Here is a 14,262-nt window from a genome sequence, read left to right on the forward strand (position 1 = left end):
CTCCCCCATCGCTCACGACCCGGCCGTACGCGCGCGTGCCGCCGCCGTCACCGCTGCCGAAGCGCGCCGCTCCGCCTCCTACGCCGAGCGGACCGCTGCCCAGCGCACACACCTCGGGCTGCCGCTGCTGCCGACCACCACCATCGGCTCGTTCCCGCAGACCGGCGAACTGCGCGCCGCACGGGCCGATCTGCGTGCGGGCCGGATCGGCACGGCCGGGTACGAGGAGCGCGTCAGGGCCGAGATCCAGGAGGTCATCGCCTTCCAGGAGAAGGCCGGGCTGGACGTCCTGGTGCACGGCGAGGCCGAACGCAACGACATGGTGCAGTACTTCGCCGAGCAGCTGACCGGCTACCTGGCCACGCAGCACGGCTGGGTCCAGTCCTACGGCACCCGCTACGTCCGCCCGCCGGTCCTGGCCGGCGACGTCTCCCGCCCGGAGCCCATGACGGTGCGCTGGACGACGTACGCGCAGTCCCGCACCGACCGGCCGGTCAAGGGCATGCTCACCGGCCCGGTCACCATGCTCGCCTGGTCCTTCGTCCGCGACGACCAGCCCTTGGGCGACACCGCCCGGCAGGTCGCCCTCGCGCTGCGGGACGAGGTGAGCGACCTGGAGGCGGCCGGCACCTCGGTCATCCAGGTGGACGAGCCGGCCCTGCGCGAGACGCTGCCGCTGCGCACCGCCGACCGCCCCGCCTACCTGGCGTGGGCCACGGAAGCCTTCCGGCTGACCACGTCCGGCGTGCGTCCGGACACGCAGATCCACACGCACATGTGCTACGCGGAGTTCGGTGACATCGTGCGGGCCATCGACGACCTCGACGCCGACGTCATCAGCCTGGAGGCCGCGCGGTCGCACATGCAGGTCGCGCGCGAACTCGCCGCGCACGGCTATCCGCGCGAGGCCGGTCCCGGTGTGTACGACATCCACTCCCCGCGGGTGCCCGGCGTCGAGGAGACGGCCGCGCTGCTCCGCACCGGCCTGGCGGCGATCCCCGCCGAGCGGCTGTGGGTCAATCCCGACTGCGGCCTGAAGACCCGCGGCTGGCCGGAGACCCGCGCCGCGCTGGAGAACCTGGTCGCCGCTGCCCGCACCGTCCGCGCCGAACTCCCCGCGTCCTGACGGTGCAAGAACGTCGTACGGGGTGACACCCGGAGCTGGGACGGCAGGAGCCGGTCGGTCCTGCCGTCCCTCCGGCAGTCACCCTGCGTGGAGGCCGAGTTCGCGTGCGCCGAGGGGAGCGAAGAACCGCTCGACGTCGGCGTCGGTGACCCCGGCGAGCGTCGCCGGCGACCAGCGCGGAGCGCGGTCCTTGTCGACGACCTGGGCGCGGATGCCCTCCACCAGGTCGGGGGTGGTCAGGGCGGCGCAGGAGACCCGGTATTCCTGGTCGAGCACCGCTTCCAGCGAGCCGAGCCGACGGGCCCGGCGCAGCGCGGCCAGGGTGACCTTGAGCGCGGTGGGCGACTTGGCGAGCAGGGTCTCGGCGGCTTCCTTCGCCGCCGGACCGCCGTGCGACAGCAGCCGCCGGTGGATCTCCTCGACGGTGTCGGCGGCGTAGCAGGTGTCGATCCACTCCCGCGCTCCGGCCAGCTGCCCCTCGGGCGTGGGCCGTACGTGCCGGGCGAGGGCGTCCCGTACGGACAGGCCGGCGAGGTCGGCGAGGAGGTCCGGCAGCGCGGCGGACGGTACGTAGTGGTCGGCGAGGCCGCACAGCACCGCGTCGCCGGCGCCGACCTGGGCGCCGGTCAGGGCGAGGTGGGTGCCGAGCTCGCCCGGGGCCAGGCCGAGCAGGTAGGTGCCGCCGACGTCCGGCACGAAGCCGATGCCGGTCTCCGGCATGGCGACCCGGGACCGCTCGGTCACGACCCGGACGCTGCCGTGCGCGGACACCCCGACGCCGCCGCCCATCACGATGCCGTCCATGACGGCGACGTACGGCTTGGGGTAGCGGGCGATGCGGGCGTTGAGCTGGTACTCGGCGCGCCAGAACGCGGCCGAGGCGGTTCCGTCCCCGTCCCGCGCGTCGTCGTGCACCGCGCGGATGTCGCCGCCCGCGCACAGGCCGCGCTCGCCCGCGCCCGTGATGACCACGGTCTCGATGTCCGGGTCGTGTTCCCAGGCGGTGAGCGCCCGGTCGACGCGGCGCACCATGGGGTGGGTCAGGGCGTTGAGGGCCTTGGGCCGGTTGAGGACGAGGTGCGCGGCCCGGCCTTCGGTGTGCAGCAGGACGGGTTCCTCGGTGCCGGTGGTGTCGGTCGTGCCGGTGTGCTCGGTCGTGCCAGTCATGTCCCTCATCCGAACGCCTCCGTGCGGCCGCGGGCCGCATTGACGCGCATGATCTCGTCGGTTTCCTTCGGCGAATGCCCGCCGCCGGGGCCGCCGTGGCGGACCGGAGGCCCGCTCACATCCCCGGTGTGGTTCATGCCACTCGCCGGAAGAGAACAAGGTCACAACCGTGCCCCCTGCCGCTCCGTTGTTAACGTGGCCTAACATCCGAGCATGACGGTCCTGCCTGATGACGGGTTCTCCCTGGCGGCCGAGTTCCCTGACGCGACACATGAGCAGTGGCAGCACCTGGTAGCGGGTGTGCTGCGCAAGTCGGGCAAGGAAGTCTCGGACGCCGAGGCGGAGCACGCCCTGTCCACGACGCTGGAGGACGGGCTGCGCACCCGCCCGCTGTACACCTCGCGCGACACCGCGCCGGCCCCCGGCCTGCCCGGCTTCGCGCCCTTCGTGCGCGGCGGCCGCGCCGAGGGCAACACGGCCGGCGGCTGGGACGTGCGCCAGCGGCACACGGTCGCCGACTCCGCCGCGGTCCTCACCGACCTGGAGAACGGCGTCACCTCCCTGTGGCTGGCCGTCGGCGAGACCGCCGGCATCCCCGTCGCCGCACTGGACCGTGCCCTCGACGGCGTCTACCTCGACCTGGCGCCCGTCGTGCTGGACGCGGGCGACGAGACCGAGGCCGCCGCGCGCCGGCTGCTCCGCCTCTACGAGGAGCGGGGCGTCGCCGCCGACGCGGTACGCGGCAACCTCGGCGGCGACCCGCTGGGCCACGAGGCCCGCACCGGAAACCCGTACGACAGCGCATCCGTCGCCGAGTTGGCCCGGCTGTGTGCCGCGCAGCACCCGGGGCTGCGGGCGCTGACCGTGGACGCCCTGCCGTACCACGAGGCGGGCGGTTCGGCGGCACAGGAACTGGGCTGCTCCCTGGCCACCGGGGTCGCCTACCTGCGCGCGCTGACCGACGCCGGACTGAGCGTCGAGCAGGCCGGTGACCAGCTGGAGTTCCGGTACGCCGCGACCGCCGACCAGTTCCTGACCATCGCCAAGCTGCGCGCTGCCCGCCGGCTGTGGGCCCGGGTCGCCGAGGCCTGCGGGGCACCGCGGGCGGGAGCGCAGCGCCAGCACGTGGTGACCTCGCCGGTGATGATGACGCGCCGCGACCCGTGGGTGAACATGCTGCGCACCACGGTCGCCACCCTCGCGGCGGGCGTGGGCGGCGCCGACGCCGTGACCGTGCTGCCCTTCGACGACGCGCTCGGGCTGCCGGACGCGTTCGCGCGCCGTATCGCCCGCAACACCTCCACCATCCTGATCGAGGAGTCGCACCTGGCACGGGTGATCGACCCGGCGGGCGGCTCCTGGTACGTGGAGCGGCTGACCGACGAACTCGCCCACGCCGCCTGGGACTTCTTCCAGGAGATCGAGCGGTCCGGCGGCCAGGCCGCGGCGCTGCGCTCCGGCATGGTCGGCGAACGGCTGGCCGAGACCTGGTCGGTGCGGTCGGCGAAGCTCGCCACGCGCCGCGAACCGGTCACGGGCGTCAGCGAGTTCCCGCACCTGGCCGAGAAGCCCGTGGTCCGCGAGCCCGCGCCCGAGCGGCCGGCCGGTGGCCTGCCGCGGGTGCGCCGTGACGAGGCGTTCGAGGCGCTGCGGGCCCGCTCCGACGCGCACCTCGCCGCGACCGGCGCCCGGCCCCGCGTCCACCTGGCCGCGCTCGGCCCGGCCGCCGCGCACACCGCCCGGCTCACCTTCGCCGCCAACCTCTTCCAGGCCGGCGGCATCGAGCCCGTCACCGAGGGCACCTTCGAGGAGAGCGGGGCCCAGGAGGTCTGCCTGTGCTCCAGCGACGCGGTGTACGCGCAGGAGGCCGAGGCCGCCGCGCAGGCACTGCGGGAAGCGGGCGCCCGCCATGTCTTCCTCGCCGGCCGCCCCGGCACGTACGCGGGTGTCGACACCTACGTGTTCGCCGGCTGTGACGCCGTGGCCGTGCTCTCCGCCACGCTCGACCGCATGGGAGTGTCCTGATGTCCATCCCCGACTTCTCGGCGATCGCGCTGGAGGACCCGGCCGCCGGGTCCGGCGCCGGCACCGACGAGTGGCGGGCGGCCTTCAAGAAGGCCGCCGACGGCGACGACCGGCTCTGGGAGACCCCGGAAGGCATCACGGTCAAGCCGCTGTACACCGGGCAGGACCTGGAGGGCCTGGACTTCCTGGGCACCTACCCGGGCATCGCGCCGTACCTGCGCGGCCCGTACCCGACGATGTACGTCAACCAGCCCTGGACCATCCGGCAGTACGCGGGCTTCTCCACGGCCGAGGAGTCCAACGCCTTCTACCGGCGGAACCTGGCGGCCGGTCAGAAGGGCCTGTCGGTCGCCTTCGACCTGCCCACCCACCGCGGCTACGACAGCGACCACCCCCGGGTGACCGGTGACGTCGGCATGGCGGGCGTGGCGATCGACTCGATCTACGACATGCGGCAGCTGTTCGACGGCATCCCGCTGGACAAGATGACCGTGTCGATGACGATGAACGGCGCGGTGCTGCCGGTGCTGGCGCTCTACATCGTCGCCGCGGAAGAGCAGGGCGTGCCGCCGGACAAGCTGGCGGGGACCATCCAGAACGACATCCTCAAGGAGTTCATGGTCCGCAACACCTACATCTACCCGCCCAAGCCGTCGATGCGGATCATCAGCGACATCTTCGCGTACACCTCGCAGCGGATGCCGCGCTACAACTCCATCTCCATCTCCGGCTATCACATCCAGGAGGCGGGCGCGACGGCCGACCTGGAGCTGGCGTACACCCTCGCCGACGGCGTGGAGTACCTGCGGGCGGGGCGGGAAGCCGGCCTGGACGTGGACGCGTTCGCGCCCCGGCTGTCCTTCTTCTGGGCGATCGGCATGAACTTCTTCATGGAGGTCGCGAAGCTGCGCGCGGCCCGGCTGCTGTGGGCCAAGCTGGTCCAGCAGTTCGCGCCGAAGAACGCCAAGTCCCTCTCCCTGCGCACCCATTCGCAGACCTCGGGCTGGTCGCTGACCGCGCAGGACGTGTTCAACAACGTCACGCGTACGTGCGTGGAGGCGATGGCGGCCACCCAGGGCCACACCCAGTCGCTGCACACCAACGCACTGGACGAGGCGCTCGCGCTGCCCACCGACTTCTCCGCGCGCATCGCGCGCAACACCCAGCTGCTGATCCAGCAGGAGTCCGGCACGACCCGCGTCATCGACCCGTGGGGCGGCAGCGCGTACGTCGAGAAGCTGACGCATGACCTGGCGCGCCGGGCCTGGCAGCACATCCAGGAGGTCGAGAAGGCCGGCGGCATGGCGCAGGCCATCGACGCGGGCATCCCGAAGCTGCGCGTGGAGGAGGCCGCGGCCCGCACCCAGGCCCGCATCGACTCCGGCCGCCAGCCGGTCATCGGCGTGAACAAGTACCGGGTCGAGAACGACGAGCAGATCGAGGTGCTCAAGGTCGACAACTCCTCCGTGCGCGCCCAGCAGATCGAGAAGCTGCGGCGGCTGCGGGAGGAGCGGGACGAGACCGCGTGCCAGGACGCGCTGGACGCACTGACCCGGGCGGCCGGCGGCGAGGGCAACCTGCTGGAGCTGGCGGTGAACGCGGCCCGCGCCAAGGCGACCGTCGGGGAGATCAGCCACGCGCTGGAGAAGGTGTACGGCCGGCACGCGGGCCAGATCCGTACGATCTCCGGCGTGTACCGGAACGAAGCAGGTGAGTCGCCGAACGTGGACCGCACCCGAGCCCTGGTGGACGCCTTCGCCGACGCGGAGGGCCGCCGGCCGCGCATCCTGGTCGCCAAGATGGGCCAGGACGGCCACGACCGCGGCCAGAAGGTGATCGCCACCGCCTTCGCCGACCTCGGCTTCGACGTGGACGTCGGCCCGCTCTTCCAGACCCCGGCCGAGGTCGCGCGGCAGGCCGTCGAGGCGGACGTGCACATCGTCGGGGTGTCGTCGCTGGCCGCCGGGCACCTCACGCTGGTCCCCGCGCTCCGCGAGGCGCTGGCCGAGGAGGGCCGCGAGGACATCATGATCGTCGTCGGCGGGGTGATCCCGCCGCAGGACGTGGCGACGCTGCGGGAAATGGGCGCGGCGGCGGTCTTCCCGCCCGGCACGGTCATCCCCGACGCGGCGTACGACCTGGTGCAGCGGCTGGCCGCCGACCTCGGACACGACGACCTGTGAGCCGGTGAGCTGATGGCCATCGACCTCGACACGTACGTCAAGGGCGTCCTCGACGGGAAGCGCGCGCTCGTCGCGCGCGCCATCACCCTCGTGGAGTCCACCAGCGCCCGGCACCGGGCACTGGCCCAGGAACTGCTGACCGCACTGCTGCCGCACAGCGGGAAGGCGCGGCGGATCGGGGTCAGCGGGGTGCCGGGGGTGGGCAAGTCGACGTTCATCGACGCCTTCGGCACGATGCTGACCGGGCTCGGGCACCGGGTGGCCGTGCTCGCCGTCGACCCGTCCTCCAGCCGGACGGGCGGCTCGATCCTCGGCGACAAGACGCGGATGGAGCGGCTGGCCGTCGACCCGGCCGCGTTCGTACGCCCCTCCCCCACGGCCGGCACGCTCGGCGGCGTCGCCAAGGCCACCCGCGAGTCGATCGTCGTGATGGAGGCGGCCGGTTACGACGTCGTGCTGGTGGAGACGGTCGGCGTCGGCCAGTCCGAGACGGCCGTCGCCAACATGGTCGACTCCTTCCTGCTGCTGACCCTGGCCCGTACCGGTGACCAGCTGCAGGGCATCAAGAAGGGCGTACTGGAGCTGGCCGACGTGATCGCCGTCAACAAGGCGGACGGCCCGCACGAGCGCGACGCGCGCGCGGCGGCCCGTGAACTCGCGGGCGCACTGCGCCTGATGCACGGCAAGGACGCCGCCTGGACCCCGCCCGTACTGAGTTGCAGCGCCCGCGAGTCGGCCGGTCTGGACACCGTGTGGGACCGCCTCGAGCAGCACCGCGCGCTGCTGGACTCCACCGGCCGGCTCGCCGCCCGCCGCCGGGACCAGCAGGTCGACTGGACCTGGACCATGGTCCGCGACGAACTGCTGGGCCGGCTGCACGCCGACCCGGCGGTCCGCGCCCTCGCGCCCGCGCTGGAACAGCAGGTCAGGGACGGCGAACTGACCGCCACCCTGGCCGCCGACCGCATCCTGGAGGCATTCCGCGGACAGCGGGACTGAGACACTGCGGCACGCCTTCACGGTGGGGCGGGTGGTGAGATCGCGTCATGCGGGTACGCGAGGGGCGGAAAACGACGAACGGTACCCCTCGCACCGCAAGACCACTGATGAGAGGCATGGGTCATGATCCTCCCCTTTCTCGGTCTCCTGCTGACGGAGGGCGTGATGGGCGCTTCGGCGCACGCGCCGCCCGCCGTCACGCTCCCGGCCGCCGTCCTCATCGGGTGCGCGCTGCTCGTGTTCGCCCTCCGTGAGCGTGCGCGCAGCCGGCACCACCGACCCACAGGAGCCGCATGATGGAGGTCACCGCTTCGGCCCGCAGGCGCACCGGACTCCGCGACGCCGACGGGATGGCCGTCGCCTCGTTCGCGCTGGGCATGGTGGGGCTGCTGGTCCTCAACCTCGTCCTCGGCCCGGTCTCCCTCGTCCTGGCCGCCCTTGCCCTGAAGCGCGCCACGGGCCGCCGCTCCCTCGCCCTGTCCGGCCTGGTACTCGGGATCGCGGACGTGGTGGTGTACGCGATCCTGTTCGCGGCGGACAACTCGGTGGCGTGGACGTTCAGCGGGTAGGTGGTCGCGGCGGGCGACCGGCCCGGCCGGCCCTCGGCGACGGGCCGCTCAGTGCGGGAACGTGCGGAGCAGCAGCCGCCAGGCCGCCGTGGCCGAGACCGGTGCCAGCGTGACCGGCCCGGTGCCGCCCCCGGTCACCGCCCACAGCCCGTCGGCGGTGTCGACGACCCGGAGGGTGTCCGTGCGCGGACTGCCCGACGCATCGGGCCACCGCGTCGCCACCTCCCACCACCGCGCGCCGTCAGCGGCGGACACCCCGGCCGCGGCCAGCACGGGGTGCCCGTCCGCCGGACCGTCGTGGGACGCGGCACCGAAGAAGTCCTCCACATCGTCCGCGAGCAGCGGGACCGGGGCCGCGCCGGGTACCGGCCGGGGCCCGAGCCCGACGACGCGGGCCACCGCGGCCGGTACGGCCATCGGAGCCAGACCGGCCAGCTCCACCAGGTCCTCCGGCGCGTCCAGGAGCAGTGCAGCGGCCTCCGCACCGAGCCAGCCGGCGCCGTGCACCCCGCTGCCGTCCGTCGCTGCGCCGCGTACGGACAGCACGCACACCGGCTCGGCCAGCGCCTCCGCCACCGGCGCGACGCGCGGATGGGGCTGCCCGTCGGCCAGCACCCCGGCGTCCGCGAACGCACGCGGAAGACCGGCGCGCTCGCCCTCCGCCCAGTCGTAGAACGCCTCGAACAGCTCCGGAGAGAGCCGCAGCCGCCCACCCTCACCGTCGAAGTGCACCCCGGTCATGCGGTGCCGTCCCCTCCCCGGATACGGAAGTGCTCCACCACCGCGGCGAACAGGTCGGCCAGCGCGTCGTAGGCGAACGTCGCGGCCGAGGCGGTCACGGTGAACCCCCGGCCCCCGGCCGTCCACGCCCACTGCTCCGCCGTGATGGCCCCGGCCTCGGGGAGCACGTGGTGGAACAGCCGCCGCGTGCCGGTGCCCGCCGGCTGCTCGTCCAGCAGCAGGTAGTCCTGGAGGTGGCCGGCCAGTGCCCGGCCCACGGTCCGCTGCCACTGGTCGGCGCCGGCGTCCGCCACGTCCTCGGCCGTCACGACGACATTGGTGCGGAACGCCGCGCCGTCGCCCGGTTCCACCGCGATCAGCGCGACCGGCGGCCCCGGCGGCTCGACCGTCTCCCAGTGCGCAGGCAGCGCGATGCGGAACTCCCGGCCCTCGTACGGGCGCAGCTCGGTACCGGTCATGCGGGCTGCCCGGCCCGTTCCCTGAGGAAGGCGGCCACCCGGCGCGCCTTGCCCCTGGCCACGTCGAACACGTACGCGTCGCTCGCGGTCCGCACCACCAGCCGGGGGAACGGCGAACGCCTCCAGAACCCCGGCCGCGCACGGCCGTCCGCACCGGCCCGCGCGGGCACCACGGCCACGTCGGTGATCTCCGCCGCGGGCACGGTGATCACGGTCGGCTTCCCCCGGAGCGAGTCCTCCCGGCGGGTGGCGGCGAACCCGAGCCCCTGCGGGTACCAGGCCAGCGTGCCCGCGACGGTCCCCTTGCGCGCCAGCGCGTGGTCCTGCTCGTCGGTGTCCGGGTCACGCACCCAGCCGCCCTTCCACCGAGCGACGGCCTCGGCCCCGCCCCCGAGGCGCTTCCGGACTTCGTCCTGGCTGAGTACGGCGGGGGGCCGTGCTCCGGAGGACTCGGCGTAGGTCCCCAGCGCGCCCCGGCCGGCCGCCCCCTTGAAGTCCTTCTTGTGCTTCCCCTCGCGGAACCAGCGGGGGCCCCACCATTTCGGGGGCTCCGTCACACCGATGAAGATCATCACGAGGCAGAAGAGCGTGACCAGGCCGAACGGGATGATGAGTACCTTCGGCAGCCCGAAGAACACACAGATCCCCGCCCCGAAGAAGGGGAAGGCGAAGGCAGGGATGCCGATCAGCGCGAGCGAGGGACCCCGGTCGATGACCGCCCACGCACGGGCCTGCCGCGTCCGGCCGCGCCAGCACCACGCGGTATAGGCGATCCCCACCGCACCCGTGACGGCGAAGAGCAGACCGCTGATCCCCCACGCCTTCCCGTACTGGGTCTCCAGCCAGCCGCCGAGGAACGTCATCACCATCACGACGACGGGCGACCGGGGCGAGAAGACCGAGGGGGGTCCCTGTCGTGCCACTACGCACTCACTTTCCGAGCCAGCTGTTGAACGTGTCCGCGATCTTGCTGCCGACCCCCGAACCGGCCGCGGCACCGACGAGACCGCCCACCACCGCGCCCACCGGCGCACCGACCCCGCCGAACGCGGCACCGACCGCCGCGCCGGCCGAGGCACCGGCCTGCGCGCCGCCCCACGCGCCGAGGGTCGTCCCGGTGGCCTTGACCCCGGTGCGGGCGACGCGCTTCCCGGTCGACATATGGGGGTCCTGGGCGTCCTGGCCCCACTGGCTCAGGCCCGAGGTGACAGCGGTGAGCCCCAGGCTCACCCGGCCGCCCCACTTGCCCACCGTCAGCCACTTGTTCCTGCTGGCGGCGGCATACGGCTTGGCCTGCCAATTGGTGCTCCACATGCGCCGGTAGGTGTTCTTCCACAGCGGCTCGTTCTTCCACGCCACGTAGCCGTGGCCACCGCCCGGGAGGGGTCCCCTGGGCGCGAATCTGCCGTGCCTGTAGTAGCCCATCCACGACACGGCCGCCCCGAGGCCCGTCGTGCCGAAGCCGCCGAAGCCGAGGTATTCGCGGCCCCGCTCGGCCCAGTTCGTGCCGGGGCCGTCGTTCGTGGCGTTGATCTTGTCGACGGCGGTGCGCACGGCCTCGTCGTGTGCCGCGACCTTGTTCCGTACGGCCGAGGCGATGCGGTCGTTCTCCGCCACCAGCTCCGGCTTGTGCCGCCAGCCGTCACCCAGCGGCTTCGCCCTGGCGACCAGGCTCTCGGCATCGCGCTTCAGCTGCTGGAGCGACTTCTTGATCGGCGCTCCGGCGTCCGCGTATCCCTGCAGCGCGTCCGCCGTGGTCCGGGCGGCATCGGCGACCTTGGCCGCCTGCTGCTTGACGGGCACCATCTTTTCGGCGAGGAACGCACCGTGCGGCGCACCGTAGTTCAGCGCTACGTCCGCGGCCCACGCGCCGTCGATTTCCCCGCCCCGGGTCGCCAGACCGGAAGCGTGCCGGCGGACCTTCTGTACCGCCGCCGCCAGGTCACCGAAGTGCACGTCGTCCAGGGACGGAATGTCCTCCGGGTCGATGAGCGCGTCCGTCATTCACCGACCACCCGGCCCCAACCCGCTGTTTCCCGCGGAATTGGCCCGGTCGATTCCCTGGTGGGCGTTGCCCTTCATCTCGTGGTCCCCGTCGTCGAACATTCCGGTCGCCCGTCCGGCACCGTCCACCGTGCACGCCACCCTGGACGACATGATGCCGGTCTTCTGCTGGACGTCCCCCGACAGTCTGGCCAGGGCCCCGGCGAGGGCGCCACCGCTCGCGGCTCCGGCGTCGCCCAGCGCGTCGAGCAGCGCCCGGACGTCCGCGTCGATGTCGTCGCCCCGCCTGGTGGCCTTCCGGCCCGTTTCGTGCATTCCGCTCGGCGAAATGTCGAACTTCATGACTCGGCCCTTAATGCATTCCGTACTCCACTCGGGCATGCGGATGCGGCCACCCGCACCGCCCCAGTGAACCGGACCGCGCGGCACGGGGACAACCCCGGCCCGAATGGCGCGCCGCCTATTACCAGGGATGTCGGACAATACCGGGCGCGACGGCTTCGGATTGACGAAGCACGGCAAGAGCACGGCAAGAACGCGGCAAATGCGCGGCAGCGCCCCAGCACTTCATCGTCACCGCTTCAGCGTCAGCGCTTCAGTCACCGCTTCAGCGGAATTCAGTGTGCTCCGCGAGCGACTGCCACGTCCGTCAGCAGTGCCGTGCGGGAATTGAGTTCTGCCCAGGTGCCGCGCCAGGTCAGCAGGGCGATCGCGGCGGTCGGGAACTTCTCCTGGACCTGCTGGAGTTCCTTGCCGACGCCGTCGCCCGCCGTCGCCAGGATCGTGTCCCGCAGGCTCGGGTTGTGGCCGACCACCAGCAGCGTGGAGACATGGGGCGGGGCCTCGCGCACGACCGTGAGGAGTTCGGGTACGGGCGGGTGGTAGAGCCGCCGGTCGCGGTGGGCCGGGGGCAGTCCCGCCAGCTCCACCGCGGCCAGTTCCCACGTCTCCACCGTGCGGCGGGCCGTGGAGCACAGCACCAGGTCCGGCAGCCAGTCCGCCTCCGCCAGCAGGCGCCCGGCGGCCCGTGCGTCCCGGCGGCCGCGCGCGGACAGCGGCCGCTCGTGGTCCGCCGTCCCCGCGGGGCGGTCTGCCTTGGCGTGCCGCAGCAGCAGCAAGCGCCGGAGAGGTGAGGTCGTCATGCCGGGGCCCGTAACGTCGATGGTGCAACGGCATTGGCGGTGCTCGGTACGCGGGTGCCGTGCTCGGTGCGCGGTGCGCGGTGCTCAGTACTCGGTGCGGTGCTCGGTCGCGGGGCGGTGCTCGGTGCGCGGTGCGCGGTGCTCAGTACTCGGTGCGGTGCTCGGTCGCGGGGCGGTGCTCGGTGCGCGGTGGAGCACACAGTACGCGGAGACCCGGTGCGGCGGTCCCGGCAGCAGCCCGTCGTCACGGCTTTTGGACACCGGCCGGGCGGTCGCGCGCCACCGGTCCCCGCAGGGCCGGCACCGCTCCTTCACCCGTTGCGGGGGATGCCGTCCGCCGCGATCCGCTGCTCAATGACGTGCAGCCCCTACGAGAGGGAGGCGCACGATGACCGAGACCGGGCCCGTACAGCTGCTCGTGATCACCTTCGGTCCGGACGCGAGGTTCGAGGGGCGGATCATCGACGAGCTGGACGAACTCACGGCCACCGGCCGGATACTCGTCCTGGACCTGCTGGTCGTACAGAAGGAAACAGGCGGTGATCTCGTCGTCCTCGACTACCAGGCCGAGGGGATGGGCGACACGGTCAGCGCGCTGCTCGGGCTGAAACCGGGCACCATGCGGCCGGCGGAGGAAGCCTTCCCCGCGCTGGCCCCGGGACATGCCTTCGGGCTCGCGACGGACGACGTACGGCAGCTCGCCGACGCCCTCGCACCCGGTACCACGGCGGCTTTCCTGCTCCTGGAACACCGCTGGGCACGGAAGTTGCGGAGCGCGGTACGCGAGCAGGGCGGCGTACCCGTCGCGGAGGGCTTCCTCACCGAAGAAGCGCTCGCCCCCATAGCAGCGGAACTGCTCGCGGCCGCCGCCCGGCACGACGAGGGAACGGCGCAGGAGACCGTCAATCCGGGCACTGGCACTGGCACTGGCACTGGCACTGATGCGCTGATGCACTGATGCACTGCCAGAGCAGCCCGGCCCGGGGCCTGCGCGTACAGGCCCCGGGCCGGCGCCTTCCGCGGCGGGCCGTCGCCCTCCGTGAGGGGCAGCGGCCGGATTCGGCCACAATCGGCAGTGCCGCACGAAGCTGCACGAAGCCGCACGAAGCCGTGGAAGGAGCCGGGATGACCGAGGGGTTCAAGCGCCGCACGCCGAGCCGGTGGGGTGAGGGCGAGGCGCTGAAGCGGGAGATCCTCGCGGCCGCGGCGCGGATGCTGACGGAGTCCGGCCGGGAGGGCGATCTGTCGCTGCGCGCGGTCGCGCGCGAGGTCGGCATCGCGGCGCCCAGCATCTACCTGCACTTCAAGGACCGCGCCGAGCTGGTGTCGACGGTGACGGAGCGGGCCTACGCGCGGCTGGTCGCCGAGCTGCGCGACGCGGCGGAGCAGGCGGGCGGCGACGGGCCCCGCGCGGCGCTGCGCGCGATGGCGCAGCGGTACTGCCGGTACGCGGTGGACAACCCCAAGCTGTACCGGCTGATGTTCGGCATCGAGCGGATGGAGGTCTCCCGCGACGAGCTGGCGCACCATCCGCTGTGGACGGTGTACGAGGCGTGGGTCGGGGCGGTGGCCGCCTGCCGGGACGGGCGCAGCGGGACGGCGGAGGACGAACGCGTGGCCAAACTGCTGTGGTTCTCCCTGCACGGGATCGTGGCGATGGCCGTGGCGATGCCGTTCGCCGCCGACCGGCAGGGGATGGCGGAGATGGCGGACGACCTGCTGGAGCTGGCGCTGACCACATAGCAGCTGACCGAAGAGGCGCCGATCGACGAGACACTGGCCGAAGAGGTGCTGGCCGAAGAGGAACGGGATGCCGATCACCCACGGTTCAAATGGTTGCCTGAGGCG

15 protein-coding genes are annotated in these 14,262 nt (G+C 72.9%); 8 read left to right on the forward strand and 7 right to left on the reverse strand.

The window, feature by feature from the left end:
• A partial coding sequence (metE, locus tag C3486_RS28115) for a 5-methyltetrahydropteroyltriglutamate--homocysteine S-methyltransferase (protein ID WP_103835583.1) occupies positions 1-1,126 on the forward strand: 1,126 nt, incomplete at its 5' end.
• Between the two features lie 78 nt (positions 1,127-1,204).
• Here the strand turns inward: metE and C3486_RS28120 are convergent.
• On the reverse strand, positions 1,205-2,293 hold the full coding sequence (locus C3486_RS28120; protein ID WP_103835584.1) for an enoyl-CoA hydratase/isomerase family protein: 1,089 nt from the start codon (positions 2,291-2,293) through the stop codon (positions 1,205-1,207).
• Between the two features lie 213 nt (positions 2,294-2,506).
• On the opposite strand from C3486_RS28120, the gene C3486_RS28125 reads away from it, so the two are divergent.
• From C3486_RS28125 to C3486_RS28140, 5 genes are all read left to right on the forward strand, one after another.
• Positions 2,507-4,318, forward strand: a complete 1,812-nt coding sequence (locus C3486_RS28125) for a methylmalonyl-CoA mutase family protein (protein WP_103835585.1) — start codon at positions 2,507-2,509, stop codon at positions 4,316-4,318.
• Positions 4,318-6,501 (forward strand): methylmalonyl-CoA mutase, encoded by a 2,184-nt coding sequence (scpA, locus tag C3486_RS28130; RefSeq protein WP_103835586.1) that lies wholly within the window; start codon positions 4,318-4,320, stop codon positions 6,499-6,501. The genes C3486_RS28125 and scpA overlap by 1 nt, the downstream gene beginning before the upstream one ends.
• Before the next feature lie 12 nt (positions 6,502-6,513).
• Complete coding sequence (meaB, locus tag C3486_RS28135; RefSeq protein ID WP_103835587.1) at positions 6,514-7,500, forward strand: methylmalonyl Co-A mutase-associated GTPase MeaB; 987 nt, start codon at positions 6,514-6,516, stop codon at positions 7,498-7,500.
• 123 nt (positions 7,501-7,623) lie between these two features.
• The gene (locus C3486_RS37525; protein WP_181138731.1) at positions 7,624-7,797 is read left to right on the forward strand and encodes a hypothetical protein; all 174 of its coding nucleotides are present in this window, start codon (positions 7,624-7,626) and stop codon (positions 7,795-7,797) included.
• Entirely contained in the window at positions 7,797-8,069 is a 273-nt protein-coding gene (locus C3486_RS28140) for a DUF4190 domain-containing protein (RefSeq protein ID WP_103835588.1), read from the forward strand. The genes C3486_RS37525 and C3486_RS28140 overlap by 1 nt, the downstream gene beginning before the upstream one ends.
• A gap of 48 nt (positions 8,070-8,117) precedes the next feature.
• On the opposite strand, the gene C3486_RS28145 is transcribed toward C3486_RS28140, so the two are convergent.
• From C3486_RS28145 to C3486_RS28170, 6 genes are all read right to left on the reverse strand, one after another.
• Positions 8,118-8,810 (reverse strand): hypothetical protein, encoded by a 693-nt coding sequence (locus C3486_RS28145; RefSeq protein WP_103835589.1) that lies wholly within the window; start codon positions 8,808-8,810, stop codon positions 8,118-8,120.
• Positions 8,807-9,268 (reverse strand): hypothetical protein, encoded by a 462-nt coding sequence (locus C3486_RS28150; RefSeq protein WP_103835590.1) that lies wholly within the window; start codon positions 9,266-9,268, stop codon positions 8,807-8,809. The genes C3486_RS28145 and C3486_RS28150 overlap by 4 nt, the downstream gene beginning before the upstream one ends.
• The gene (locus C3486_RS28155) at positions 9,265-10,191 is read right to left on the reverse strand and encodes a hypothetical protein (protein WP_103835591.1); all 927 of its coding nucleotides are present in this window, start codon (positions 10,189-10,191) and stop codon (positions 9,265-9,267) included. Before C3486_RS28155 ends, C3486_RS28150 begins: the two co-directional genes overlap by 4 nt.
• Before the next feature lie 7 nt (positions 10,192-10,198).
• On the reverse strand, positions 10,199-11,272 hold the full coding sequence (locus tag C3486_RS28160) for a hypothetical protein (protein WP_103835592.1): 1,074 nt from the start codon (positions 11,270-11,272) through the stop codon (positions 10,199-10,201).
• On the reverse strand, positions 11,273-11,614 hold the full coding sequence (locus tag C3486_RS28165) for a DUF6507 family protein (RefSeq protein WP_103835593.1): 342 nt from the start codon (positions 11,612-11,614) through the stop codon (positions 11,273-11,275).
• A 275-nt stretch (positions 11,615-11,889) separates the two neighbouring features.
• Complete coding sequence (locus C3486_RS28170; RefSeq protein WP_103835594.1) at positions 11,890-12,414, reverse strand: histidine phosphatase family protein; 525 nt, start codon at positions 12,412-12,414, stop codon at positions 11,890-11,892.
• 388 nt (positions 12,415-12,802) lie between these two features.
• Here C3486_RS28170 and C3486_RS28175 point away from each other — a divergent pair, with 388 nt between their 5' ends.
• Together C3486_RS28175 and C3486_RS28180 are read left to right on the forward strand one after the other, a co-directional pair.
• On the forward strand, positions 12,803-13,372 hold the full coding sequence (locus C3486_RS28175; RefSeq protein ID WP_181138732.1) for a DUF1269 domain-containing protein: 570 nt from the start codon (positions 12,803-12,805) through the stop codon (positions 13,370-13,372).
• Between the two features lie 167 nt (positions 13,373-13,539).
• Entirely contained in the window at positions 13,540-14,157 is a 618-nt protein-coding gene (locus C3486_RS28180; protein WP_103835595.1) for a TetR/AcrR family transcriptional regulator, read from the forward strand.
• Positions 14,158-14,262 lie beyond the last annotated feature (105 nt).

It is taken from the genome of Streptomyces sp. Ru73 (assembly GCF_002920575.1).
GTDB lineage: Bacteria > Actinomycetota > Actinomycetes > Streptomycetales > Streptomycetaceae > Streptomyces.